Source organism: Vibrio wakamikoensis, assembly GCF_050337275.1.
GTDB lineage: Bacteria > Pseudomonadota > Gammaproteobacteria > Enterobacterales > Vibrionaceae > Vibrio > Vibrio chaetopteri.
Map to the genome: position 1 here is coordinate 55,893 of NZ_JAKJST010000017.1, position 25,121 is coordinate 81,013.

Sequence of the window (25,121 nt, forward strand, 5' to 3'; positions counted from 1 at the left end):
CGCCTCTTAGTCTTCTTGTACATTGTACTTTTTGTCGAGCGCGTTCATGCGAGCGACGTAGACGAAAATCAGCGCAACAAAGGTGTATATCGATCCTTGCTGTGCGAACCAGAAGCCCAATTTGAACCCTCCAAACTGGATGGCATTAAGCGCGTCAACAAATAGAATTCCCGCGCCGTATGAGACAATAAACCACACTGCGAGTAGGGAACCCATGATTCCTAGATTTTCCTTCCAATAGGCTTGAGCTTGTTCTGATGATTCGAACGCCATGGCCTTCTCCTTTGTCATGTTTGCGTTAACGTATTGTTACGTTTAATAAGGTAGCAGGCTGCTGGCAATAACTCAGTGCAACTTTAGTCGACTGTAAAAATAAGAAAAGCGCCTTAAAAACAGGCGCTTGAGCTTGAGGGGGAATGAAAGTGTGATGTTAATCTAATGTTAAATTAGCCAAAGGTCTAACGTTTATCGATAAACTTAGATATAAAAGTCTTTGATACCTTGCAATAAGTTGCTCACCGCCACCGCAGCGAGGATCAATCCCATCACTCTGCTGATGATGGCAGCACCCACATTGCCGATCCACTTTTGAATCGTGGTGGCGCCGAGTAGCAGCAGCAAAGTAATAAGGAGTACGGCAAGCATCACAAGAGCTGTAAGTCCTTGATCCATAAAGGAGTGTCGATGGTTGTCAGTGAGAAGTACAATAGCCATCATTGCACCCGGCGAAGCAATAGATGGGATCGCCAGCGGATAAACGGCGAGGTCGGCGAGTTGATCTCGGTTTACTTCTTGGCTCAGTTTGGTTTCTTCTTCTGGTTTGCTCTCACCAAATATCATTGTCAGTGCGAACAGTAGAAGGACTAATCCGCCCGCAGCTTGGAACGCGGGTAGAGGGATCTGCATCGCTTCAAGCAGTAACTGACCGGCGACAAGAAAGAATAACAGCACACCAAAGGCTATCGCGACTGCTTTTAGTGCGACGATACGACGATGTTTGACGTCAAGATGTTGGGTTTGAGAAAGATAAACGGGTACCGAGCCAATAGGGTCAATGACAGCCCAAAGCACGACGAATTGAGTAACGAGAATACTGAGCAAAGCGAACCTCCCAGAGTTTGGTGAAACAGAGGGATAACATGAGCCAGTGACGGAGAACCGCACTTTCAATATTGATAACCAAAGCGGTAACAACTGGCGGCGCTATTATTTAACGTATTGTGGCTGGTATCAATGTTTTAATAAACCTATTCACGCCCAGTTACATAATAGCAGCTTGGGCATGAACTGTCGGCGAGTTTAAAGCTAACCTTCTGATTCCATTTGTTGTAATAGGATCACGGCTTGGGTTCGGTTTTTAACGCCAAGCTTTCTAAAGATGGCGGTCATGTGCGCTTTGATGGTCGCTTCTGACACATTGAGATCATAAGCGATTTGTTTATTGAGAAGACCGTCGGAGAGCATGCCTAGCACCTTGTATTGTTGTGGTGTCAGCGTTGATATTTTCTCAGCTAAATCATTACTTTCGCTGTTATCAATGAGCAGCTCTGCGGGGAAATAAGGTTCACCTTCAAGCACTTTGTTTAGGGCGCTAATAAGCACCCGCATATCACTGGACTTGGGAATAAATCCAAACGCGCCATGCATCTTAACCTGTGAAACGATACTTGGCTCTTCGCTGGCGGAGATGACCACAATAGGAATATCGGGATAATCAGCACGCAGGTGGATAAGGCCGGACATACCATTAGCGCCTGGCATTTTTAGATCGAGCAATATCAGATCTGGTTCTTCGCTTTTCTCTAGAAGACTGAGCAAAGATTCCAATGAGTCCGCTTCCAGCAGATTTGCACCACTGATCGCCATGTGAACAGACTGAAACAGCGCGTTCCTAAACAGTGGGTGATCATCAGCAATAATGATGGTATAGCTCGGTTCCATAGCGTCTCAGTTATTTTGCAAAAGTGTTAACGTTATTATTGATTCTGCGTCGAGTTTGGACAAATGAATCAATACAAAACTCTGAGCAGAATCGACTTTTTACTGAACGCGGACGCAAAACCTCATCCGTTATTCATTGAGTAGGGTGTATTGGTTTAAATGCTCTAGAAAATCTTCAGCGCTAACAAATCCGGTTAAACGCGCACTTGGAAGTTGCGTGCCATTGGCATCCCAAAACTCAATGGTCGGCAATCCTAGTACATCCATCGCTTTGAGCATTTCGATATCCTGTACTTGATTGCGCGTGACATCCGCTTGCAGCAAAACAAAGTTGGCCAGCACAGGTTCAACATTGGCATCGTGGAAGGTGTACTTTTCGAACTCTTTACATGCAACACACCAATCGGCGTAAAAATCGAGCATCACAGGTTTACCGGCAAGTTTAGCTTTGTTTAGCTCAGCATTGAGCTCGGCAAGGTTGTTGATTCGAGTGAAGCTAACGCTGATCTCGGACTCGCTACTTGTCGGTGCGCCAAGCCAGTGATTGAGTAGTGGCTGCGCTGACGCAAATAGACCTAGAATTGCAATAATGCCGACACAGCTTTGCTTCCAGCCACCAAATGGTAATGCATTCTTTTGATGATACAGCCAGCTAAAGGCGGCAATACCCAAACCAGACCATAGTACGCTACTCCAAAATTCTGGCAGTAAACGCTCAAGTAAGAAAATAGGTGCAGCGAGTAGTACAAAGCCAAACAGGATTTTTACGCGTTCCATCCAATTTCCCGCTTTTGGTAGTAGCTTGTTGCCAAAGACCGCAGCGGCAATCAATGGGATACCCATACCAAGCGCCAACGCATACAGCGCGACACCACCAGTCAGCAAGTCGCCACTTTGTGCCACGTACAGCAAGGCGCCGGACAACGGAGCGGTCGTGCAAGGTGAGCACACTAGACCGGATATGGCTCCCATGGCAAACACGCCTAACAGGTTGCCACCTTTTTGTTGATTGCTGAGGTTATTGAGCCAAGTTTGTACATTGCTTGGCAGCTGTAAGGTATAGAGGCCAAACATCGACAGTGCCAGTGCTACAAACAGGACACTCAAACCAATAAGTACATACGGGTGCTGCATCGCGGCTTGAAATTGCATCCCCGCTGAAGCCACGACAAGGCCAAGCAAGGTGTAGGTAAGCGCCATGCCTTGCACATAGACCATAGATAACAGCAACGCTTGTTTATGACTGCGCTTGCCGCCACCCAGCACAATACTGGTGAGGATTGGATACATTGGTAATACACAAGGCGTGAAAGCGAGGCCAATACCGAGCAGTAAAAACAGCGCTGGCGTCCACCAGTTTTGCCCGAGTTTGTCGGTTAAGTCGTTGTTGCTGTTCGAGGTGTTTGTACCTGTCGTCGCTGACTGTGGTGACTCTGCAGGCTTGCTGTTGTCTGCGGCAGTTGTCGCTGCCGGTTGGACGTCAGTAGTGGTATCGGAAACGGCATCAAAGCTAAATGGCGTAATGTCGATAACGCGCGTTTCTGGTGGGTAACAGAATCCTGCTTTGGCGCAGCCTTGATATTGCACAATCAGTTTTGCGCCGGCTTGATATTGGCTTAATGGCACTTCAACAAACAGCGGTTGGGTGTAAATCGTCACATCCCCAAAAAACTCATCGGTGTACGGCTCACCTTGTTGCAGTTCAATATTACCCAGGGTGACGTTTTCACCGCTGAAGTTTAATCGGTCTTGATAGAGGTAGTAGTCAGGTTTGACTTGCCAGTCGATATAGACTCGATCGCCCTGCTGATAGGCGTTCATTGGAAATGCTTGATCAACAGGAACAAAGGTATTGGTGCCAGTCGGGGTAAAGGCATTACTGGTGTTGTTGTCTCCAAATAGAGCCCAGCTAGGCAACGCCAACGTGGTCAGGGAAAGCAGCAAAAATTGGGAAAGTAGTCGAGTCATGAACGCTATGCAACCAAGGTTTAACAATATAATGAGGTTATATGATGTTAAGACAGGAAGATAGCGAGAAATGTTTCATTAAAGATAAAAAAAGAGCTGCGATACAACGCAGCTCTCAATTCTTTTTGCAATCCATTTGCTGGCGATTAGCCGATCAGTAGGCCGCCAAATGCAAAACCAAGCGCAACGGCTGTCGCGATAGTGGTCACACCCGGAATGAAGAATGGGTGGTTGAACACATAATTGCCGATCCGTGTTGAGCCAGTGTCATCCATTTCAACCGCAGCAAGCAGGGTTGGGTAGGTTGGCAGTACAAACAGAGCACTTACTGCAGCAAATGAAGCAACCGCTGTCAGTGGTGCTACACCAATTGCTAGCGCTGCTGGCATTAGAGCAACGGTTGTCGCGCCTTGCGAGTAAAGCAGCATAGAGGCAAAGAACAGAACCATCGCTAGCATCCATGGGTAGTCTTCCAGTAGCGCGCCCGCTAGCTCTTTAATGCCGTCAACGTGCGCGTTCACAAACGTTGAACCAAGCCATGCTACGCCAAGTACGCAGACACAAGCGGTCATACCTGAGCGGAACGTTGCTGCAGAAGGAATTTTAGATGCATCGATCTTGGTCACTAGCGTGATCGCTGCCGCTGCTGCCAACATGACGGTCATGATTGCTTCGTTACGGCCAAGCGCAGGATCTTCAATCAGGCCGATAGAGCCAGAGATCGCTGCTGCGTAGCAAACTACGAATGCAATTGCACCTAAGAAAATATAGGTCGCCGTTTTTGCTGTCGGCAGAATGTTGCGCTCTTGAGTGGTACTCAGCTTGATAAGGCCTTGAGCTAGACGCTCTTGGTACACAGGATCGTCTTTCAGCTCGCTGCCCATGAAGTTAGCGACAAAGGCGCCGACCATACAGGCGATAAAGGTGGTTGGGATACACACAGCAAGTAGCGTTAAATAATCGACCCCCATTGGCGCTAGCATTGCCGCGAAAGCAACAACCGCGGCGGAGATAGGAGAAGCTGTGATAGCGATTTGCGAAGCAACAACGGCAATCGACAATGGGCGTGATGGTCGCACCCCTTGGCCTTTTGCAACTTCAGCGATAACAGGAAGCGTTGAAAACGCGGTGTGACCTGTACCTGCCATAAGCGTCATCAAGAAAGTTACAATGGGAGCATAAAAGGTGATTCTTTCTGGATGTTTGCGAAGGAAGTCTTCAGCAATTTGCACCAGCCAGTCCATACCACCAGCTACTTGCATCGCAGCAATCGCAGTGATTACTGACATAATAATTAAGATCACATCCACAGGGATGTAAGCTTGGCTTGTTGGTACGCCGAGTACCAGTGAGAGGGCAATGACACCAGCACCGCCAGCCAGACCGATTCCAATACCGCCAATACGTGCACCTAAATAAATAAACAGCAGTACGACGGCAAGCTCTATAGCAACCATAGTCAATCCTTGTTTCGATTGTCCGTTATCAACCATGATGACAAGCGGACGTTGTAGATAATATTAGGGAATAAGTTTTACCAATGAGAAATAGGCACTAAAAAGGCTCCCCCATACAGGGGAGCCTTTAGGCATCATTACTCGTAGCGTTTGGCTTTATACTGAGGTTTCATCAGATTGTCTACTGAGAAAATGTCATCTAACTCTTCTTCAGATAGAAGGCCGCGTTCAAGTACCACTTCTTTTACGCTCTTACCGGTCTCAGCACAGATCTTACCGACGATGTCGCCTTCATGGTGACCGATGTAAGGGTTGAGATAAGTAACGATACCAATTGAGTTGTAAACGTAGCTTTCACACACTTCTTTATTAACGCTAATGCCATCGATGCATTTGTCGCGCAGGTTGATACAAGCATTTTTCAGAATTTCAAGAGATTCAAACATGCTTTGCGCAATTACTGGCTCCATAACGTTCAGTTGCAGCTGACCACCTTCCGCTGCGAAGGATACTGTGTTGTCGTTACCAAGCACTTTAAAGCACACTTGGTTAACTACTTCAGGAACCACTGGGTTCACTTTCGCTGGCATGATAGAAGAGCCGGCTTGCAGTTCCGGCAGGTTGAGCTCGTTAAGACCCGCGCGAGGACCAGAAGAAAGCAGGCGCAGGTCATTACAAATCTTAGACAGTTTCACAGCTAGGCGCTTAAGTGCACCGTGAGTCATTACATACGCGCCACAGTCAGAGGTCGCTTCGATAAGATCCTCTGCTGGTACACATTCAAGGCCTGTTACTTCAGATAGGTGCTTAACTGCAAGCTCTTGATAGCCTTGAGCTGCGTTTAGGCCAGTACCGATTGCTGTTGCGCCGATGTTCACTTCTAGTAGTAGCTTTGAGGTGTACTCAAGGGCACGAATCTCTTCGTTCAGAGTTACCGCCCAGGCGTGGAACTCTTGGCCAACTGTCATTGGTACCGCATCTTGAAGCTGAGTACGACCCATTTTCAAAATAGTCGAGAACTCTTGGCTCTTCGCTTCGAACGAACCTTTTAGATATTCAATCGCATCGATTAGCTTTTGTACGCTGTTGTAGACTGCGATACGGAAACCCGTTGGGTAAGCACAGTTTGTTGATTGGCTTTTGTTAACGTGATCATTTGGGTTAATGAACTCATATTGGCCTTTCTCTTTGCCCATCAGTTCAAGTGCCACGTTAGCGATCACTTCGTTGGTGTTCATGTTCACAGAGGTGCCAGCACCGCCTTGGAACACATCTGATGGGAACTGATCCATGCACTTGCCTGTTTCAAGGATCACATCACAAGCTTGGATAATATATTGAGCGATGTCTTTTGGAATCACGCCAAGCTCTTTGTTAGCGAGCGCAGCGGCTTTCTTGGTCATGACCATACCGCGAACAAAATCGGGTACATCAGAAATGGTCACATTGGAGATATTAAAGTTTTCGATAGCGCGTAGTGTGTGGATGCCGTAGTAAGCATCGGCCGGGACATGACGTTGGCCTAATAGATCTTCTTCAATACGAGTGGCTTGAGTCGCAACTGTTTGCTCAAGAGTAGTTGTCGCCATATTTTGGATCCTTAGAGAATAATTCTGCGTTAATTACAGTTATTTTGCCAAATCTGTTTTAAGAATCCATTCGCCAGAATAATTGGCTAGTTATTACGTCCTGACTTATGGGGTACATATTACTCAAAGTGGCACATAAAAATAGTAGCCAGATCACCTTTTTCACTTAATTATTGCAAAGGCCAGCAAAGTCCTCGTGAGATGAGATTTCCCTCATAAAATTCGCATCATTAACTGAGTCGATTTATATTTTGAAAAACTCATTTTGTGCGCTTAGCGGTTGAATCCGAGTAATTTATTTGTGGTTTAGTAAAGGGTAGGCGTAAACTGACAGCAAACCAAGGAGGAGCGTGTGTTTCCGATACTGTTATTGCTATTTATTTTTGTTCCAATCATTGAGATTGGGCTATTTATCCAAGTCGGCGGCTTTTTGGGCTTATGGCCTACTATTGGCTTAGTGCTATTGACGGCGGTGGTGGGTGCCTCGCTGGTGCGTAGCCAAGGCCTGCAAACCCTAATGTCAGTACAGTCGAAGCTGCAGCAAGGTGAAATGCCAGCGCAACAAATTGTTGAAGGCGTTATGTTGGCGGTTTCTGGTGTACTACTTCTCACTCCGGGCTTTATGACTGATGCGATGGGTATGTTGGTACTGCTGCCAGCACCCCGTGCGGCTATTGCTAAATATCTTATGAGTAAAGTGGTGGTGAAGAGCGTTTCTGGAGGATTCCATCAAGGCGGTTTTCATCAAGGTGACTTCCAGCAAGGGCCGTTTGATTCCCATCGCGACCATCAGCGCGATGGCAACACCTTTGAAGGTGAGTATGAACGTAAAGACGATGATGACCGTAACAAGCTGAACTAATGATATTCAACCGCATCAAGCTTTCGAGGCGCAGTTGGAACAACGTGCTTATTATCGGCATCGCTTTTTTTATGCTGATGATGGCCGCACCGACTCTGATAAAGCAATATTTGCTGGAGCCAGCAGCGCAGGCGAGTGAAGGCTTGGTGCTTGACCCAAGTGCTGAGCCAATAGAAATCAACTACGCTGGGATCCAATTTTATCAGCAAGGCGATAACTGGCGCGCGATTCCTAAGAAGTGGAATCAAGATGCTGAAAGCGTGGTATTGCGCTGGAAAGCGATGCAGGGCACGCCAGTTGACGACGAAACGTATCAGAAACTCAAACCTGCGTTTGAGCATCCGATGACAATCGAGGTTTGGTATCAAGAAGTTGAAGAGCCGCAGCGCATTACCGCTTACCCGTTGGATCAGTTTTGGCTGCTCAACACCTACAATGGCTTATGGGTAGCGGTAAGCTTTGAAGGCAGTGAATTACTGCCACAGGATGCGAGATAAACGCATCCATTTCTTGTTCACTCAGTCCATGACCAGTTAAGCGTAGACATCATGCCAGAATTGCCAGAAGTAGAAGTTTCTCGCCTCGGGATTAGCCCGCATCTATTAGAACAAACCATTCAAGAAATCGTGGTGCGTCAGCGTCAGCTGCGCTGGTGGATCCCTGAAGAGATCCACGGTTTACATGGTCAGCCCATCACGGCGATTCGCAGGCGGGCTAAGTATCTGCTACTCGACACGCCAAAAGGCACCGCCATCGTCCACTTGGGGATGTCGGGCAGTCTACGAGTACTGGAAAACCCACCCCCGGCTGAAAAGCATGACCACGTTGACTTAGTGCTTAGCAACGGTAAGGTCATGCGCTACAACGACCCACGCCGCTTTGGGGCTTGGTTGTGGTGTGCTCCGGGAGAGTCTCATGAGCTTTTGGACAACTGTGGTCCAGAACCTCTTACGGACGAATTTAATGCCGATTGGATGCTCTCTCGCGCCAATAACAAACGGGTCGCGATTAAAACCTTCATTATGAATAACGCTAATGTTGTCGGGGTGGGGAACATCTACGCTTGTGAGTCGCTATTTAGCGCTGGCATTCTTCCAACGACACCAACTTATAAAGTGACGCTTGGTCAGTGGCAAACGCTGGTGACGGAAATCAAGCAGGTGCTAGCACAAGCGATCACTCAAGGTGGAACCACGCTTAAAGACTTTTCGCAAACGGATGGTAAGCCTGGCTACTTTGCCCAGGAGCTGCACGTGTATGGGCGAGCGAAACAACCTTGCCATAGCTGCGGTGAGCCAATCAAAGAGATGAAGATAGGTCAGCGAAACACCTTCTTTTGCGATGTTTGCCAGAAGTAGTGATGTTAACTAATGGATGAACAAAAAAGCGCTTGCCTCGGCAAGCGCTTTTTTAGTGGTTGTTATCCGCCTCTTTGGGAGGTGAGCGATAATACTTAGCTCAGGCTAGATGTTGTCGTAAATACGTTTACCATCGCGCTGAGTTTCAAGTAGATATAAGTTCCACATGTACTGCTCAGGCTTGTCACGTAACAGCGCTTCAATTGCGGCGTTCATCGCGCGTGCGTCTTGCTCTTCATCTCCCGTCGGGAAGTTGTCGATAGCTGGCAGAATATGCACTTCGTATTTGCTGGTTTGATCATTGTAGGCGGGCAGTACTGGCACGACTTTGGCTCGAGATAGGCGAGACATTTTACCAAACCCTTTTAGAGTCGCCTTTTCTGCAGCAAAAAAGGGCACAAACACAGAGTTTTGTGGGCCGTGATCTTCATCCGGCAGCCAGTAACCGATGTAACCATCCTTGATAGAGCGAACAAACGGCTTCACGCCGGCGCTACGGGCAAAGATGCGTCCACCATACTGCATACGCTGGACGTGCATCAGCCAGTCACCGATTGGGTTGTTTTGCGGTTTCATGATGGTTGCCACTTTGTGGCCTTGAGCTGCTAACATGACCGCAGGGTAGTCCACAGCCCATGCGTGCGGCGCCAAGATGATCACGTTCTCTCCAGCATCCAGTAGCGGCATCAGGTTCTCTTCACCAATCATCACACCGCGATTTTGGTTGTGCTTGGTTGAGCGTACCAAAAACTCAGAGTAGCCCAGTAGGTATTGGCCTGCCTTGGCAAAGGTCTCTTCAACAATGTGTTGGATCTCTTGCTCTGACTTCTCCGGAAAGCATTTTTCAAGGTTGAGGCGGGTACGTCTGACGACGCGACCATTTTTACCGACAATGATCCCGGAAATATAGCGCGCAAAACGATCGCGAGGCTTAGCGGGAACAAAGGCTAGGAATACCGCCAGTAGGATGCCAAGCCAAGTGCCCCAGTGTTTGGGGTGTAAAAATGCCCACTGGAAACGAGGATCATAGAGGTTTTTATCGATATGTTCTTGATTGCTCATAATGCCTACTCGTTACAGATAGCGAGAGTTAGTTTTGGTTTCGTCAGGAACCGACTTGAATCGCTTGTGCATCCAAAGCCACTGTTCTGGCGCGCGCAAAATGATTTTTTCTACGTAGTGATTCATTAGTGCGGCTGCGGCGACTTCGTCTTTCTTTGGATATTCATCTTCAATGGAGATGTCAGCCATGATCTCATATTTACCATCGGCATTTCTAAAACCAGAGCCCGGAACGATCGCGCACTTACTGGTGTAAGCCAGAATACTGGTGCCCGTAGTGGTGCAGGCTTCTTCTACGGCAAAGAAAGGCACGAACACAGACTTATTGTGGCCATAATCTTGATCCGGAAGATAGAACAAACGGTGACCTTGGCGCATGACGCGGATCATCGATTTTAAATCGGTACGATAAATCAGTTTGTTGCCGTTGCGAGTACGACCACGGTACTGGATGAACTCGTAAGCAGGATTGCTGTGTGGACGATAGGCGCCGTATCCTGGGAGCCCCAGCACAGCAAAAGCGCGTGCGGTAATCTCAAGGTTAAGTGCATGCACGCAGCACAGTAGTACGCCTTTGTTATTGGCTTCGTGCTGCTTAAGCGCGCTGATGTCTTTTTCTACTAGAATGCGCTTAAAGCGCCAGGTTGGCCAAAACCAAGTAATACCTGTTTCGATCAGCGCCATGCCTGAGTTCTTAAAGTTCTCTTCCACAAAGGCGTCGATCTCTTGTTGGCTTTTTTCTGGAAAGGCCAACTCTAGGTTACGACGCGCGATTTGAGCGCGTTTGCCGCCAAAGCGCATGGCGAATTTGCCAAGGCCACGACCGAGTTTATACAGCAGTGCGTATGGCAATAAGTTGACGATCAACGCCAACAGGCCGAAGCCTACCCACACGCCCCAGTGTTTGGGATGTAGCAGTGATAAGCTGAAGTCCGGTTTTTTGTCAGTTTTCATTAGCGTTATTGCAGTTGTAGTTTTAGCAGCGCCCAGTACTCGTCAAAGGTGGACGTAGGGGTGTATTTAAAATCAGAACGAACAAAGCGGTTCAAACTGCCTTCTACTTGACCGAGTAGTTGTGCGGCGAGGATCTTCTCATCTACAGGAAAGCTTTTGCCTTCACGAATTTTGCGCTCGCGCAAAATTTGACGCAGAGATGTCTCTATTCTTTCATACAGCTGATTAATTCGGTCACGTAATCGTTCATTCTCAAACATTAGAGCATGACCAGAGAGAATGCGACTCAAACCTGGATTGCGCTCAGAAAACGCCAAAATCAATTGCAACACTAGACGAATGCGAGTCAGGGTGTCTTTTTCTTCATCTAAGATGCGGTTGATGCGAGACATGAGCGACTCTTCTATGAACTCAATCAGTCCTTCAAACATACGCGCTTTGCTTGGAAAATGACGATAGAGTGCCGCTTCAGACACACCCACTTGCTTGGCAAGTTTTGCGGTCGTGATGCGAGAGGTTCCTTCATTGGACTCTAGCATCTGAGCAAGAGCCTGAAGGATCTCCTCTTTTCGGTTCGACTTTCTCGTAGCGGACATAAATCCTATTCCTTTTGATTACTGCATGCCGAAATCAGCACGATAACGCCCATAGGTGAATCTGTTAGTGTACCTAAGCGCGTTTTATCCACACAGTTCAACGTGCTAAATGGTTGAAGTGTGTAACAATCTATCTCGCAAGGTGGGCGAGCAGAGGGAGTGAGGCGGCGCAGCGTTCGCACCACGCGGCCTTTACTTGCTTAGCGTTAGCTGGTTATGCGGTAGTGAACTATACGTTATTGAGCTTGGCGCTGATGCACTCGAGAATGGCGCGGCCTAACTCGGTTTTCTTTGCACTACCAAGTGCTTGCTGTCCGTCTTGCCAGTACACGGTAATCGCATTTGAATCGCTGTTAAAGCCTTGACCTGCAACAGAGACATCATTTGCACAAATCATGTCCAGATTCTTACGAGATAGCTTATCCAGTGCGTAAGTTTCCACATCTTGCGTTTCTGCCGCAAAGCCAACAGTAAATGGACGAGATGTGCTTAGCGAAGCGACATCAGCGATAATGTCTGGGTTTTTAACCATCACTATCTGCATATCATCGTTGTCCGCGGTCTTTTTGATTTTTTGCGTCGCGACATCGGTTGGACGATAGTCTGCGACCGCTGCACAGCCAATAAAGATATCGTGTGAGATTGCCGCGTCTAATGCTGCCTGATGCATCTCTTGTGCACTGGTCACATTGACACGTTTAACGCCAACTGGCGTAGTAAGCGCAACAGGGCCGGCAATCAGTGTGACATCAGCCCCCATTTGACTGGCCGCTTCGGCAAGAGCGAAGCCCATTTTTCCAGAGCTGTGGTTGGAGATATAGCGCACAGGGTCAATCGCTTCACGCGTTGGACCTGCGGTAATCACTACCGATTTTCCCACTAAGGGTTTTGGACCAAAGAACTGCTCACAGCGCTCAACCAGTTGCATCGGCTCTAGCATACGGCCAGGGCCGATATCACCACAAGCCTGTTCACCGGCGGCTGGCCCCCAAATCATCATGCCACGACGGGAAAGCGTCGAGATGTTCTCTTGGGTAGCGACATTGCGATACATCTGCTGATTCATCGCAGGCGAAACGGCAATTGGGGCGTCTGTGGCGAGCACTAACGTAGTCAGTAAGTCGTTGCCCATTCCGGCAGCCATGCGACCGATGAGATCGGCAGTAGCAGGAGCAAGCAGGACTAAGTCTGCCCATTTTGCTAGTTCTATATGTCCCATCGAGGCTTCAGCGGCAGGGTCGAGCAAGCTATCAGATACCGGTCTTCCCGAAACAGCTTGCATCGTTAGTGGTGTGATAAACTCTTTTGCCGCTTTGGTCATCACGACTTGAACTTCGGCACCACGTTCAATTAGGCGTCTGGTTAGTTCGGCACATTTATAGGCGGCGATGCCACCGCTAATACCAAGCAGTATTTTCTTACCCGCTAAAGTTTGCATAGCTTGCTCCTTACAATTTTCTGCGGCTAAGATAGCAAAAGCCTTGCTCCGCCGCTACTGTCGTACCACTGGCACAAGCTTTTTCCACCTTTGCAATGAGCCCTCACTAATAAACTGAACAGTTACACAAAGCCACCTCTAGGCTCGCAGTGTGTCACCTGTTCACTGCAGCTTTTGATGTTATGCGTCATAACTTCCCTAAGGTTTAATTTTCCCTCTATATAGTTATGACACTATCCACACGAATATACATAGGCTTATGACATTACATCAGCTCCCCAAAGACTCGATGCCGCGAGAAAAGTTACTTAGCCGCGGTAGCCACGCGCTTTCCGATGCTGAGTTATTGGCGATATTTTTACGAACCGGGATAAAAGGCAAGAATGTGATTCAGCTTGCGGACGATTTGCTTGCCGATTTTGGTTCATTGCGGGCACTGTTTTCTGCCACCAATGACGAGTTCTGCCGACACAAGGGGCTTGGTGTCGCCAAGTATGTGCAGCTTCAAGCGGTACTGGAAATGAGTCAGCGCTATCTATCGGAAACTTTGCAGCGTGGAGACAGCTTAAATAGTCCGGAACACACCAAATACTATTTGATGTCGATACTGCGCGATCGCCAGCGAGAAGCCTTCTATATACTGTTTTTGGATAACCAAAATCGAGTGATTGCCGATGAAGTGATGTTTGAAGGCACCATAGATGCGGCCTCTGTATATCCCAGAGAAGTCGTTAAGCGTGCATTAGAGCATAACGCGGCGGCGCTAATACTGGCGCATAACCACCCATCGGGGATTGCTGAGCCGAGTCAGGCCGACAGAAGGATCACCAGAAGATTGAGCGATGCACTTGGACTAGTGGATATTCGTGTGCTCGACCATTTTGTGGTTGGTGATGGGGAAGTGGTCTCGTTTGCCGAAAGAGGCTGGATTTAGCCTCTTAAACAGTAGAAAGCGTTTTTTATTGTAATAACTGTGATACAGAGCTTTTGTTTTGGTGATTTTCTGCTATGATTCGCGCACTAAATTATCAACCAACATCAGCTCAAAGTGAAAAAGATCAGCAAATCCTTAAAAAAGGATCTGTTCGGGTCTTGAGCAATGCATGTCAAGTTAGTATAATGCGCGACCTTTGATAGCCTTGTATGGGTATTCCATAATGGTTATGGCCTCTTATAATTGAGGTTCGGCCACCAAGGTTGATATCGAGCTGAAACGATTTGGAGAAGACATTCATGTCCCGAGTATGCCAAGTAACTGGTAAGCGTCCTGTAACGGGTAACAACCGTTCACACGCACGAAATGCTACCAAGCGTCGTTTTCTGCCGAACCTACAAACTCATCGTTTCTGGGTAGAAAGCGAAAAACGCTTTGTTAAACTACGTCTAACCGCTAAGGGTATGCGTATTATTGATAAGAAAGGCATCGATGCTGTTCTTGTTGATATTCGCGCTCGTGGCGAGAACGTATAAGAGGAATTAAGCAATGGCTAAAGGCATTCGTGAGAAAATTCGTCTAGTATCTTCTGCAGGTACTGGTCACTTCTACACAACTGACAAGAACAAGCGTAACATGCCAGGCAAATTTGAGATCAAAAAGTTTGATCCAGTTGTTCGCCAACACGTTATGTACAAAGAAGCTAAAATCAAGTAATTGATAAGTTTCTACTTGTAAGTATTGAAAACCCAGCTTCGGCTGGGTTTTTTATTGCCTGAAATTCAGGCTCGGTTAATGCTCTCGTTAAAAAGGGCTTAAACTGCCCCTTCAAAACCCAACTGTCGCCACGCTTCATAGGCAATAATCGCTACCGCATTGGATAGGTTTAGACTGCGCGCATCTGGCATCATAGGAATGCGAATGCGTTGCTCCATTGGTAGGCTTTCAATCACTTCTGCAGGTAAGCCGCGAGTTTCTGGACCAAATAACAGCACATCACCTTGCTGGTATTTCGCATCGGTATGATGGCCGGTGGTTTTTGTGGTACAAGCAAACAAGCGGTAGTTCGGGTTGTGTTCTTCTAAGTAAGCAAGAAACGCCGCGTAGTCTTTATGACGTTTTACGCGCGCAAGATCGTGATAGTCGAGACCCGCACGGCGTACTTTCTTCTCTTCTAAATCAAAACCCAGCGGTTCAATAAGGTGTAGGTTTGCACCGCAGTTGGCACAAAGACGGATGATGTTTCCGGTGTTTGGAGCAATTTCTGGCTCGTAGAGGGCGATATCAAACATATTGGCTGTCGACTCATACTAAATAATGGAATGAGTATACCTGAAGCGTAAAAAGAACGTTATCCCCAAGGCTATCGTCATCCCCGCGCAGGCGGGGATCTACTCAAAGTGAGCGCCAAGCCTCAAGAAGATTCCTGTCTACACAGGAATGACGACATTATAGAGTAGGTCGTAACTAAAATTATTGTCATCCCCGCGCAGGCGCGCGGCTAGCGGAATGACGAGACACTCTAATTGCGTGTCCTTTGAGATTAAAGCTTATCCGTCACAGCTAGCGTCGCCGCTACCATGTCATGACCAAACTTAATACTGCGCTCAGGCGACCAACCATACAAAGGATCTGGATAGTTGTTATTGTCCTTAAAAGGCATCTCAATGGTGTATGACAGGCAGCGGAACTGCTCTGCAACCCAGTTTGAGCCGACGGTTAGATTTGCCTTACCCGGCTCGTCTTTGTCGTAGCCATAGTCGTCTTGGAACTCAGGCGTAATAGTGAGTAGTGCTTGTTTGAACGCATGCTCAAGACCGGCGTGTCTCTCATCGTAAGAAGGAATGCCCTCAGAGCCAGCTGCAAAGTTGTATGGGATCGCTTCATCACCATGAATGTCCAAGAACATGTCGACGCCCGTTTGCAGCATCTTCTCGCGTACTAGGAACACCTCTGGGCTTTTCTCCATAGAAGGTGTTTGCCACTCACGGTTTAGGTTGACGCCAACCGCATTGGTGCGCAGGTGGCCGCGGTTTGCGCCATCTGGGTTCATGTTTGGCACTACGTAGAGCACAGCTTTTTCTAGCAACGCTTGCGCTGTGGTGTCGGTTTCATCGACAAGGCGCTGGATCAGGCCTTCCATAAACCATTCCGCCATAGTCTCACCCGGGTGCTGACGAGCAATCACCCAAATGTTCTTCTTACCTTCTTCTGGCTCGCCAAAAGTCAGCAGCGACATATCGTTGTTGTCTAACGTGTGGCCTAGGGTCTCAAGAGTGCAGTGGTGCTCGGTTTGCGCCATGTGTAAGAGATCGAGGTGGCGGTCATAGGAGTAGGGTGCGAAGTAAGCGAAATACATGGAGCCGCGCTCAGGCAGCACGTTGAAGCTCAGTGTGTCGCCATCGAACTCAGATGGAATACGGAACCATTCTTCGCGATCGTAAGAAGCGACCACATCATAGCCTTTCCAACCTTCAGGGTAGGCTGACTTAGCCAAATCAAGGATCTTGATGGTGTGGGATTGTTCAGCCTGAGTTTCTAGGCGGAAATGAAACCACTGATAAAACTCAGACTGATGGTCGTTTTGTATCTTTAGCTGGATATCGTCTTTATTCTCAATGCTGACAACTTCAATGTTGCCACTTTCGAAATTGCTGAAGATCTTCATCTACTTGGTTCTCTTATTGTGTTGAGCATGAGCCGGAAGGCTACCACAAAGAGTGTAGAATCAATATCGCTTCGTTGCCTGATTTATAATGGCAGCTCTACGTGCATTTTTAGACCGCCAAGTTCACTGCGTGACGCCATGATTTGGCCGCGATGCTGGAGGATGGCACTTTGCGTGATTGCCAGTCCTAAACCGGTGCCACCTGAGTCGCGATCGCGAGCGGTGGAGACGCGATAAAACGGTCTAAAAATGTCGTCAAGTTCATCATCAGGTACTCCAGGACCATCATCTTCGACAATAATGTGCAGCATGTCATCGTGCTGATACAGCGCGATATTGATCTCGGATTCACCATAGCGGATCGCATTACGTACGATATTTTCAATTGCACTCATGAGCAGCTTAGGGTTGCCGACGATAGAGATCTCAGGAATCGTTGAGAAGTGCAAAGTTTTGCCCACTTGCTCGGCCTCAAACTGAGCATCACTAAAGATCTCCTCCCAAAGGCTGCTTGCTGGCTGACTTTCTCGGGTGACATGGCTGTCGGTGTTCATGCGAGACAGTTCCAAAAGCTCAGCAATCATTTGCTCAAGGCGCTGGGCTTCGGTATCAATACGGGTCAACTCTGCGCTCTCACCTTGTTTACGGGTCGCGAGGCCTGTCGCCATGCGAAGCCTTGTCAATGGTGAACGCAGCTCGTGGGAGATGTCTGACAGCAGTCTTTGCTGACCGGAAATCATTTGATTTACCGCCAGTACCATTTGATTGAAACTTTGTCCTGCTTGCTTAAACTCTGTCGTGCCGGTTTCGAGGGTCGGATCTGGATTGAACTCTCCCTTGGCAACACGCTTGGCGGCGCGCTCAAGACGGCGAGCAGGTTGGCTCAGTGCCCATGCTAGCCAAAGCAGAAGCGGTGTGCTGACGGCCATCACTACTAACAATAGCTGGAATGGCTTATCAAACATTCTGAGTAGAAACGGCGGAGGTTGATTCCAGCGCATACCGATATAAAGGTCATACTCTTGCTTGGCTAAGTTAATCGAAACAGGGCCAACCAGCATGTAGCGGCCGTAGAGTTTTTGCATCGGCTTGTCGAACGTATCAACCGAAGTAATGAAGTTTTTGAGCATGCGCTCTTTGAAATCGACATGCTTTTGAGTGCTTAAGATGTTGCCGGTCTTATCGACAATGAAGAAGCTTGGTCCTTTTGTCTTGCGGTCTTTATTGTGCATGCGTTCAGACTTATCAAGCTGATAGACTATGCGACCAATACTTGGCTCGTTGGCAAATTGACGTTCAATTCTGTCACGATTAGCACTGATTTGGCCGAGTGTCTCGGTGGAGACTTCTCTTGCAACGCGAGGATCGAGGTGGGGCAGTGCTAGTACCGCGATCAGCACCAGCAACATGGTAAACCAAAATATCGCAAAAATTCGTCCGTAGAGGCTGCTAATTTTTGGCAGTTTCATGTTTACTCCTTCACCAATAAGTAGCCACGACCGCGCAAGGTTTTAATCCTTGGTTTACCATCGCTCTTTTCTGGCAGCTTTTTACGTAAGTTAGAGACGTGCATATCCACCGCTCGGTCGAATGCTGACAGGCGCTTGCCGAGCACTTCAAGGCTCAGCGCTTCTTTGGTCAGCGTCTCCCCAGGGTGTTGGACAAAATAGTGCAGCAGCGCAAATTCAGTGGTGGTTAGGTCGAGAGTCTGGCTTTGGCACGTCGCTTCTTGTTTTGCTGGGAAGACCTGAATGTCGTCAAAACGTATTCCATCGGATGAGCTCGATTCTGACTTGTTACTGGTGCGCCTTAATATGGCCTTGATACGCGCGAGCAGCTCTCGGTCGCTAAATGGCTTAGGAAGATAGTCATCGGCGCCAAGCTCAAGACCAATAACACGGTCTATCTCCTCACCTTTTGCCGTAAGCATCAGTACTGGGGTATCCCAATTTTCGCGTAGCTTTTTGAGGGTATCCATACCATTGAGGCGTGGCATCATCACATCCATCAACACTAAATCAATGGCCTCGCACATTGCCTCTAAGCCAGCAAACCCATCGTTGGCCTCTGAAACCTCAAAGCCTTCATAGCTTAAGATGTCTTTGAGAAGACTGGTTAGCTCGGTGTCGTCATCGATAAGAAGAATGTGTGCCATGATTTACCTCGGTATTGTTGTGCCCTGTAATAATAAAGCGTTCGCGGCTCAAAAAAGCGATCTTTACGATTCTTTACGCTCGCTGTACGTTGCTTTACGCCTCAGCTTCTATTCTATACTCAAGCGCTGCAGAGGCAGCCATGGCATGAATCACATAAGGGTAAAGATTATGAAATTTTCAAAAAAATGGGTTATCGCTGCAACTGTTCTTCCACTCGCGCTTGGCTCTGCAAGTGTCTTAGCATACGGTGGCGGTAAAGGCGGTCATCACGGTAAAGGTGGCGAAGGCATGTGTGGCGGTTTTGACGGCAAACGCATGTTCCGCGAGCTAGACTTGACTGACGCACAAAAAGAGCAGATGAAGCAGCTACGTGAATCGACTAAAGCGCAAATGAAACAGAAGTTTGATGGCGATTTCACTGCTAAGAAAGCAGAAATGCAAGCACGTCAGCAGCAAATGCAAGATCTAGTATTAGCCGATACGTTTGATGCGGATGCGGCGAACGCACTGGCAACGCAAATGGTTGAGAAGCAAGCCGAGCGCCGCGTGAAGATGCTTGAGAAGCAACATGAACTGATGAGCATCTTAACGCCAGAGCAGAAAGAGACGTTTAAAGAGCTGTCCCAAGAGCGCATGGAAAAATGCTTCGCGAAAGTGGAAAAGCGTGCAGAAAAACGTGCTTCTGAGTAATCGGAATATCTAGCGTATCATGAAGCTAGACTCCTAGCTTTCATGATAACGATAGCGAATACTAAGCGACCTTTTTTGGTCGCTTTTTCTATTTTTGTCATCATTTATCAGTATACTTGCTTTGTGTTTAGAAATATCTTCAAGGAAAAACCACACAGCGCATGAAGGACAACTACGCGAAATTGGTTACTACGGCTGCATGGGCAGCGACCACGGTAGCAACCATCCTGTTAATAGCGAAACTGATCACTTGGTGGGTCACCGGCTCGGTGAGCTTACTGGCTTCTTTGATCGACTCACTGCTTGATATTGCCGCATCATTGATCAACTTGATTGTTGTTCGATACTCACTTCAACCTGCTGATAAAGAACATACTTTTGGCCATGGCAAGGCCGAATCTCTGGCCGCGTTGGCACAGTCGATGTTCATAACCGGTTCTGCTTGTTTTCTCATTCTTAACGGTATCGATCGTTTCTTCAGGCCGCATGATCTCCAATCGCCTGAGCTGGGTATCTATGTCAGTTTCTTTGCCTTAATCGTGACGTCGGGCTTGGTTGCGTTTCAAAAATATGTGGTTCGTAAAACGGGCAGTCAGGCCATTGCTGCTGATTCACTGCATTATCAAACTGACTTATATATGAACGTGGCGATTATGGTCGCTCTTGGATTGAGTTGGTATGGCGTTGGGCAAGCGGACTCGGTGTTTGCGATTGGTATTGGTGTGTTTATCTTAGTCAGCGCGATAAAAATGGCTTACGAGTCGGTACAGTCACTGCTTGACCGTCAATTGCCGGAAGAAGAGTTAGTTGTGATTCGTCAGGTGTGTAATGACGTGGAAGGGGTGATTGGTGTGCATCAGCTAAGAACTCGTACGTCAGGGCCAGTTCGTTTCATTCAGTTACACTTAGAGTTAGATGACCATCTGCCCCTTATCGAGGCGCACCGCATTGCTGACAAAGCGGAAGAAGAAGTGATTAAGGCGTTTCCTGGCGCGGACGTGATCATTCACCAAGACCCGTATTCTGTGGTGCTTCGCGAAGAAGCTGAGCAAAAGCAGCAGGATTTTTAGTAGCCTGGGCGTAGATGGTGACATGCAGTGGGAGGAGGTTTTGCCGTAATGGCAATGTTAAATTCCATTGTCTATTATCAATGCGCGTGATAAAAAAGTGCGATTCTGATGTGAATCAACGTACGAGCCAGTATAAACTGTAATACTCTTACATAAGTAATAAAGTTACGTCAGTGATGTTTTGGGGAACACGCTGAGTTTAGTGTAACGATAACAAAGATTTCGGTATGTCGCCGCCGAAGGCGACATACTTACAATTTAAAATTAGATTGCCAAATCGAGGGTGAGCATGATTAAGAAAATTGGTGTTTTGACAAGTGGTGGTGACGCACCGGGTATGAATGCTGCGGTACGCGGCGTGGTACGTACTGCTCTGTCAGAGGGTTTGGAAGTGTACGGCGTATACGACGGCTATCTTGGTCTGTACGAAGACCGCATCAAGCCTCTTGACCGTTCAAGCGTTTCTGATGTGATCAACCGTGGTGGTACATTCCTAGGTTCTGCGCGTTTCCCAGAGTTTAAAGAAGTGGAAGTTCGTGAGAAAGCCATTGAGAACTTGAAAAAGCACGGCATCGACGCATTGGTTGTTGTTGGTGGTGACGGCTCTTACATGGGCGCGAAGAAGCTAACTGAAATGGGTTACCCATGTATCGGTCTTCCAGGCACTATCGATAACGATATTGCAGGTACTGATTACACAATCGGCTACCTAACGGCACTAAACACAGTTATCGATGCGATTGACCGTCTACGTGACACCTCATCTTCTCACCAACGTATCTCTATCGTTGAGATCATGGGTCGTCACTGTGGTGACCTAACCCTAATGTCAGCAATTGCAGGCGGCTGTGAGTACATCATTACTCCAGAGACTGGTCTGAATAAAGACCAGCTAATCAGCAACATTCAAGATGGTATTGCGAAAGGTAAGAAACACGCGATCATCGCGCTTACTGAACTAATGATGGATGCGAACGAGCTAGCGAAAGAGATTGAAGAAGGTACTGGTCGTGAAACTCGCGCGACAGTACTGGGCCACATCCAGCGTGGTGGTCGTCCGACAGCTTTCGACCGTGTTCTAGCATCTCGCATGGGTAACTACGCGGTTCACCTACTTCTAGAAGGTCACGGTGGCCGTTGTGTGGGCATCCAGAAAGAGCAACTGGTTCACCATGATATCATCGATGCTATCGAAAACATGAAGCGTCCAGTGCGCACTGACCTATTCAAAGTAGCGGAAGAGCTGTTCTAATTCGGCCTTCTCTCGAGCATAGAAAAACCGCTGCCTTGGCAGCGGTTTTTGTTTGTCCGCAGTAAAGTGACGGACACATAGAAACAAAAAAGCCGGCTCAATGGAGCCGGCTTTTGGTAATCGGTTCGATTACTTAGCTTTTGCTGCTGCCGCTGCTTTAGCGATTGCTGCGAAGCTCTTAGCGTCTAGAGATGCGCCACCAACTAGAGCACCGTCGATGTCTGGCTGTGAGAAGTAAGCTTCTGCGTTCTCTGGCTTAACAGAACCACCGTACTGGATGATTACTTGCTCAGCTACTGCTTCGTCTTTTGCTGCGATTAGAGCACGGATAGAAGCGTGGATACGCTGTGCGTCGTCTGCAGTTGCTGCTTTACCAGTACCGATAGCCCAGATTGGCTCGTATGCGATAATTGCGTCGTTTAGTGCTTCAACACCGTAAGCGTCGATCACTGCGTTGATTTGGCGTGCACATACTGCTTCAGTTTCGCCAGCTTCGTTTTGAGCTTCAGATTCACCGATACAGAAAACTGGCTTCAGGCCGTTCTCTTTTAGGAATGCGAATTTCTTAGCGATGAACTCGTCTGATTCGTTGTGGTATTCACGACGCTCAGAGTGACCGATGATGATGTGAGTTGCACCAAAATCTTTCAGCATTTCTGGAGACATGTCGCCAGTGAAAGCACCGCTGTTGTTTAGGTCAGTGTTTTGTGCACCAAGGATGATCTTGTTGCCGCCTTCTGCGATAACACGCTCAGCTAGGTCGATGTAAAGTGCTGGTGGAGCTACCGCCACGTCTACACCAGTTACGCCTTCAAGTTCAGCGTTTAGACCAGTTAACAGCTCAGTTACCATTGCTTTGCTGCCGTTGAGTTTCCAGTTACCCATAACTACAGGTTGACGCATGAGATTTTCTCCAAAATCAGTGTTTGTAATAAACGAATGTAAAAAATAAACGTGATTACGAAAGAATATAACAGATTAATTCACGTAGATCATGATTGGGGTCATTTCTTTATCGCTTTGGTATCTTATCCTAACAATTGCCCCATTTAGAGAGCTCAGAATGGCGTGCCCAAGTGATCCAGTAAACAGAATAATAGAATACTTCTCGGCATTTTACTCGCGGCTTGCTATACCTTGTCGGCTATTGGCCAAAAAAAGGAAGTCGTATGCCGAATCTGGTTTTAGAATATTCGAATACAGCCGACGAAAGGTTGAATGTACAAGGGCTACTGGAAGATCTGCACCGTGTAACACTCAACTGTGGGCTGTTTGATGCTGACTCGGTGAAGTCTCGTTCACTGCGCAGTCATAACTGGTTGATTGGCGAGTACGGGGATAGCGAAGATTTTGTGCACATCAGCTTTGAGCTGCTGTCTGGACGAACGGACGAGCAAAAGCGCGAGTTGTCGCGTAAGCTGATGGAAGTACTTAGAGAGCAGGCGAGCCATATTAAGAGCTTGACGGTGAATATCCGCGATATGGACAAAGCCTGCTTTCAAAAGGTTACCAATTAATATGAGAGTGATTTGATGTCGTTAAAGTCGTTACTGTTTTCTTTTAATGGCCGCATTGGTCGTAAGACGTTCTGGATGTGGAATGTCTGTTATTACCTAGCCATTATGGTGTGTGCGCAGGGGTTGAACTATCTATTCCCAAACGTGGTGCACTTATTACTGCCGGTACTCTTGGTGGTACTGCTGATACCTGACTTGGCGATTACTGCTAAACGTTGGCACGACCGCAACAAATCAAGCTGGTGGCTGCTATTAAATGTGCCGCTCGTGTTTGGACGCATGAGTTTGCCAACGCTGGATCCGGCAACGGCTGCTCAGCCTTCACTGGTTCAAAGTGTGATTTCATTGGCTGCGTTGGCCTGTGGCGCCTGGATCTTGGTGGAGTGTGGTTTCTTGAAAGGCACTGACGGTCAAAATCAATACGGTGATGAGCCTCAGCAATAAGCGGCTCAAAATGGCGAAAGGGAAGCATTGGCTTCCCTTTTTTGTGCCCCATGTCTACATGACAGAAGGTGTATCAATCGTTCAGCGCCACTTTTGCCCACGCTCAAAAGGAACGATGTCTGCACTGCATTGAGATGTTTGCGAGTCTCCTTGTAGCGCATCGGCAAATTTGACGATTTGTTTATGTAGCTCTTCTCTCAAGAGCACATTGGCATGTATCGGGTTTTTGGCGCGTTGTAGTACCCGTTCAATGTGAGACTGTTGGGCGTGCAGTCTTGGCTGCATATCACTGGAGCAACCAGCAATGAACTGCTCACACAACTGATGTCGAAGCTGGCTAAGCTGCTCTGGGTTGTCTTTGGCCATTGCTGCCAGCTCTTCAAATGAAGGGAGTGAGATCGACTCTGCCATGTCTGCATTCCTCTGCTAACTAACGGTACTGCCTAACCCGATCCTGAGTTGGTTTGTATAGTTAGCCTAGGAGCTAATGACAGAAGACAAAATAAAAAGCTTTCAATGTCTCAGTAGTGAGACAGCTTATTCGCCTTTTGTTTGGAAGGTGTAGACGCAGCGTCTTTCACCTTTGACGATATGTTCATCGCGCTTAACAGCAACATCTTCACCAACAAGTGATTGAAACACATTAAGTTCTGACTGGCATAACGCTTCACATCGAGTGGCGGCGATACAGATGGGGCAGTGATTCTCAATCAATCGGTAGCCATCACCGGCTTCCTCACACTCTGCCATGTAGCCATCTTTTTCTCTTAGCTCAGCTAATTTGGTGACCTTGCTGTGCAAATCCGTCAGCGTTTCAAAGTGTTGGCGATAGGTCGCAAGTGTGTTTTGTTCGCGTTCTTTAGCCACTTTGTCCAATCCTTCGGAGCCGAATACGGTTTCAATGGCATCGATAAACTGAATGGTGAGATCGCTGTGACGATCGGAGAAACGAGCATGCCCTTTGGCTGTGAGTGACCAATGCCTATTTGGGCGGCCGACTTTGACTTTGACATCTTCAAACTTTAAGAAGCCTTCTTCTTCAAGGCTTTGTAGGTGTTGTCTCGCGCCCATGGTGGTAATGCCTAAACGTTCCGCAATACGTTTGGCAGTGACAGCGCCTTCGCGTTTTATGATGTCTATGATGTGGTCGGTGGCTTTCATCAGT

Annotated in this window: 28 protein-coding genes; 11 read left to right on the forward strand and 17 right to left on the reverse strand. The window is 47.8% G+C overall.

The features are described from left to right. Positions 1–6 precede the first annotated feature (6 nt). The 6 genes from L4C42_RS08595 to aspA form a co-directional block, all read right to left on the reverse strand. Positions 7–273, reverse strand: a complete 267-nt coding sequence (locus L4C42_RS08595; RefSeq protein WP_006075415.1) for a DUF4212 domain-containing protein — start codon at positions 271–273, stop codon at positions 7–9. Positions 274–477: 204 nt separating this feature from the next. Beyond that, entirely contained in the window at positions 478–1,101 is a 624-nt protein-coding gene (locus L4C42_RS08600; RefSeq protein ID WP_353497325.1) for a MarC family protein, read from the reverse strand. Between the two features lie 204 nt (positions 1,102–1,305). Then, on the reverse strand, positions 1,306–1,941 hold the full coding sequence (locus L4C42_RS08605; protein WP_353497324.1) for a response regulator transcription factor: 636 nt from the start codon (positions 1,939–1,941) through the stop codon (positions 1,306–1,308). A gap of 129 nt (positions 1,942–2,070) precedes the next feature. Continuing rightward, positions 2,071–3,909 carry a protein-disulfide reductase DsbD gene (locus L4C42_RS08610; protein ID WP_429760104.1) on the reverse strand — a complete coding sequence of 613 codons (1,839 nt, stop codon included), beginning with the start codon at positions 3,907–3,909 and terminating at the stop codon, positions 2,071–2,073. Positions 3,910–4,055: 146 nt separating this feature from the next. After that, a complete protein-coding gene (locus tag L4C42_RS08615) occupies positions 4,056–5,366 on the reverse strand; it encodes an anaerobic C4-dicarboxylate transporter (protein ID WP_353497322.1) in 1,311 nt (436 codons plus the stop codon). 137 nt (positions 5,367–5,503) lie between these two features. Continuing rightward, positions 5,504–6,955 (reverse strand): aspartate ammonia-lyase, encoded by a 1,452-nt coding sequence (gene aspA / locus L4C42_RS08620; protein ID WP_353497321.1) that lies wholly within the window; start codon positions 6,953–6,955, stop codon positions 5,504–5,506. A gap of 352 nt (positions 6,956–7,307) precedes the next feature. On the opposite strand from aspA, the gene L4C42_RS08625 reads away from it, so the two are divergent. Genes L4C42_RS08625 through mutM form a run of 3 tightly spaced genes read left to right on the forward strand, consistent with a single transcriptional unit; the run spans position 7,308 to position 9,175 of the window. After that, positions 7,308–7,817, forward strand: coding sequence for an FxsA family protein (locus tag L4C42_RS08625; protein WP_353497320.1), 510 nt, complete (start codon positions 7,308–7,310; stop codon positions 7,815–7,817). Then, positions 7,817–8,314, forward strand: coding sequence for a hypothetical protein (locus L4C42_RS08630; protein ID WP_353497319.1), 498 nt, complete (start codon positions 7,817–7,819; stop codon positions 8,312–8,314). Before L4C42_RS08625 ends, L4C42_RS08630 begins: the two co-directional genes overlap by 1 nt. Positions 8,315–8,365: 51 nt before the next feature. Beyond that, the gene (gene mutM, locus L4C42_RS08635) at positions 8,366–9,175 is read left to right on the forward strand and encodes a bifunctional DNA-formamidopyrimidine glycosylase/DNA-(apurinic or apyrimidinic site) lyase (protein ID WP_353497318.1); all 810 of its coding nucleotides are present in this window, start codon (positions 8,366–8,368) and stop codon (positions 9,173–9,175) included. A gap of 105 nt (positions 9,176–9,280) precedes the next feature. Here the strand turns inward: mutM and lpxM are convergent, their stop codons facing one another. The 4 genes from lpxM to coaBC all read right to left on the reverse strand — a co-directional run bounded on the left by lpxM (position 9,281) and on the right by coaBC (position 13,225). Beyond that, positions 9,281–10,237 (reverse strand): lauroyl-Kdo(2)-lipid IV(A) myristoyltransferase, encoded by a 957-nt coding sequence (gene lpxM, locus L4C42_RS08640; protein WP_353497317.1) that lies wholly within the window; start codon positions 10,235–10,237, stop codon positions 9,281–9,283. A gap of 12 nt (positions 10,238–10,249) precedes the next feature. Further along, positions 10,250–11,191: a Kdo(2)-lipid IV(A) acyltransferase gene (locus L4C42_RS08645; protein ID WP_353497316.1), complete on the reverse strand. Its 942-nt coding sequence runs from the start codon at positions 11,189–11,191 to the stop codon at positions 10,250–10,252. Between the two features lie 5 nt (positions 11,192–11,196). Then, positions 11,197–11,787, reverse strand: coding sequence for a nucleoid occlusion factor SlmA (gene slmA / locus L4C42_RS08650; RefSeq protein ID WP_042502207.1), 591 nt, complete (start codon positions 11,785–11,787; stop codon positions 11,197–11,199). Positions 11,788–12,016: 229 nt separating this feature from the next. Then, the gene (gene coaBC / locus L4C42_RS08655) at positions 12,017–13,225 is read right to left on the reverse strand and encodes a bifunctional phosphopantothenoylcysteine decarboxylase/phosphopantothenate--cysteine ligase CoaBC (protein ID WP_429760109.1); all 1,209 of its coding nucleotides are present in this window, start codon (positions 13,223–13,225) and stop codon (positions 12,017–12,019) included. Between the two features lie 259 nt (positions 13,226–13,484). Here coaBC and radC point away from each other — a divergent pair, with 259 nt between their 5' ends. The 3 genes from radC (at position 13,485) to rpmG (ending at position 14,876) form a co-directional block, all read left to right on the forward strand. Then, on the forward strand, positions 13,485–14,159 hold the full coding sequence (gene radC, locus L4C42_RS08660; RefSeq protein WP_353497314.1) for a RadC family protein: 675 nt from the start codon (positions 13,485–13,487) through the stop codon (positions 14,157–14,159). Between the two features lie 299 nt (positions 14,160–14,458). Then, on the forward strand, positions 14,459–14,695 hold the full coding sequence (gene rpmB, locus L4C42_RS08665) for a 50S ribosomal protein L28 (protein ID WP_004728407.1): 237 nt from the start codon (positions 14,459–14,461) through the stop codon (positions 14,693–14,695). A 13-nt stretch (positions 14,696–14,708) separates the two neighbouring features. Next, positions 14,709–14,876, forward strand: a complete 168-nt coding sequence (gene rpmG / locus L4C42_RS08670) for a 50S ribosomal protein L33 (protein ID WP_002535344.1) — start codon at positions 14,709–14,711, stop codon at positions 14,874–14,876. A 98-nt stretch (positions 14,877–14,974) separates the two neighbouring features. Here rpmG and trmL read toward each other — a convergent pair whose 3' ends face one another. The 4 genes from trmL to L4C42_RS08690 all read right to left on the reverse strand — a co-directional run bounded on the left by trmL (position 14,975) and on the right by L4C42_RS08690 (position 18,982). Then, entirely contained in the window at positions 14,975–15,451 is a 477-nt protein-coding gene (gene trmL, locus L4C42_RS08675) for a tRNA (uridine(34)/cytosine(34)/5-carboxymethylaminomethyluridine(34)-2'-O)-methyltransferase TrmL (RefSeq protein WP_353497313.1), read from the reverse strand. A 251-nt stretch (positions 15,452–15,702) separates the two neighbouring features. Further along, on the reverse strand, positions 15,703–16,827 hold the full coding sequence (locus tag L4C42_RS08680; RefSeq protein ID WP_429760112.1) for a M14 family metallopeptidase: 1,125 nt from the start codon (positions 16,825–16,827) through the stop codon (positions 15,703–15,705). 83 nt (positions 16,828–16,910) lie between these two features. Further along, positions 16,911–18,296, reverse strand: coding sequence for an envelope stress sensor histidine kinase CpxA (cpxA, locus tag L4C42_RS08685; protein WP_353497311.1), 1,386 nt, complete (start codon positions 18,294–18,296; stop codon positions 16,911–16,913). 2 nt (positions 18,297–18,298) lie between these two features. After that, a complete protein-coding gene (locus tag L4C42_RS08690) occupies positions 18,299–18,982 on the reverse strand; it encodes a response regulator (protein WP_353497310.1) in 684 nt (227 codons plus the stop codon). A gap of 169 nt (positions 18,983–19,151) precedes the next feature. Between L4C42_RS08690 and L4C42_RS08695 the strand changes: the two genes are divergently transcribed. The 3 genes from L4C42_RS08695 (at position 19,152) to pfkA (ending at position 21,995) form a co-directional block, all read left to right on the forward strand. Continuing rightward, on the forward strand, positions 19,152–19,673 hold the full coding sequence (locus tag L4C42_RS08695) for a CpxP family protein (RefSeq protein ID WP_429760114.1): 522 nt from the start codon (positions 19,152–19,154) through the stop codon (positions 19,671–19,673). A gap of 161 nt (positions 19,674–19,834) precedes the next feature. After that, on the forward strand, positions 19,835–20,743 hold the full coding sequence (gene fieF, locus L4C42_RS08700) for a CDF family cation-efflux transporter FieF (protein WP_353497308.1): 909 nt from the start codon (positions 19,835–19,837) through the stop codon (positions 20,741–20,743). A gap of 289 nt (positions 20,744–21,032) precedes the next feature. Beyond that, positions 21,033–21,995 carry a 6-phosphofructokinase gene (gene pfkA, locus L4C42_RS08705; RefSeq protein ID WP_112462381.1) on the forward strand — a complete coding sequence of 321 codons (963 nt, stop codon included), beginning with the start codon at positions 21,033–21,035 and terminating at the stop codon, positions 21,993–21,995. A gap of 129 nt (positions 21,996–22,124) precedes the next feature. Here the strand turns inward: pfkA and tpiA are convergent, their stop codons facing one another. Continuing rightward, the gene (gene tpiA / locus L4C42_RS08710) at positions 22,125–22,898 is read right to left on the reverse strand and encodes a triose-phosphate isomerase (protein WP_353497307.1); all 774 of its coding nucleotides are present in this window, start codon (positions 22,896–22,898) and stop codon (positions 22,125–22,127) included. Between the two features lie 266 nt (positions 22,899–23,164). Between tpiA and L4C42_RS08715 the strand changes: the two genes are divergently transcribed. Next, positions 23,165–23,512, forward strand: a complete 348-nt coding sequence (locus tag L4C42_RS08715) for a 5-carboxymethyl-2-hydroxymuconate Delta-isomerase (protein ID WP_042502220.1) — start codon at positions 23,165–23,167, stop codon at positions 23,510–23,512. A 15-nt stretch (positions 23,513–23,527) separates the two neighbouring features. Then, complete coding sequence (locus L4C42_RS08720; RefSeq protein WP_353497306.1) at positions 23,528–23,956, forward strand: DUF805 domain-containing protein; 429 nt, start codon at positions 23,528–23,530, stop codon at positions 23,954–23,956. Positions 23,957–24,037: 81 nt separating this feature from the next. Here L4C42_RS08720 and L4C42_RS08725 read toward each other — a convergent pair whose 3' ends face one another. Further along, positions 24,038–24,367: a DUF3135 domain-containing protein gene (locus tag L4C42_RS08725; RefSeq protein WP_353497305.1), complete on the reverse strand. Its 330-nt coding sequence runs from the start codon at positions 24,365–24,367 to the stop codon at positions 24,038–24,040. A 126-nt stretch (positions 24,368–24,493) separates the two neighbouring features. Beyond that, on the reverse strand, positions 24,494–25,117 hold the full coding sequence (locus tag L4C42_RS08730; RefSeq protein ID WP_353497304.1) for a helix-turn-helix transcriptional regulator: 624 nt from the start codon (positions 25,115–25,117) through the stop codon (positions 24,494–24,496). Positions 25,118–25,121: the final 4 nt, after the last annotated feature.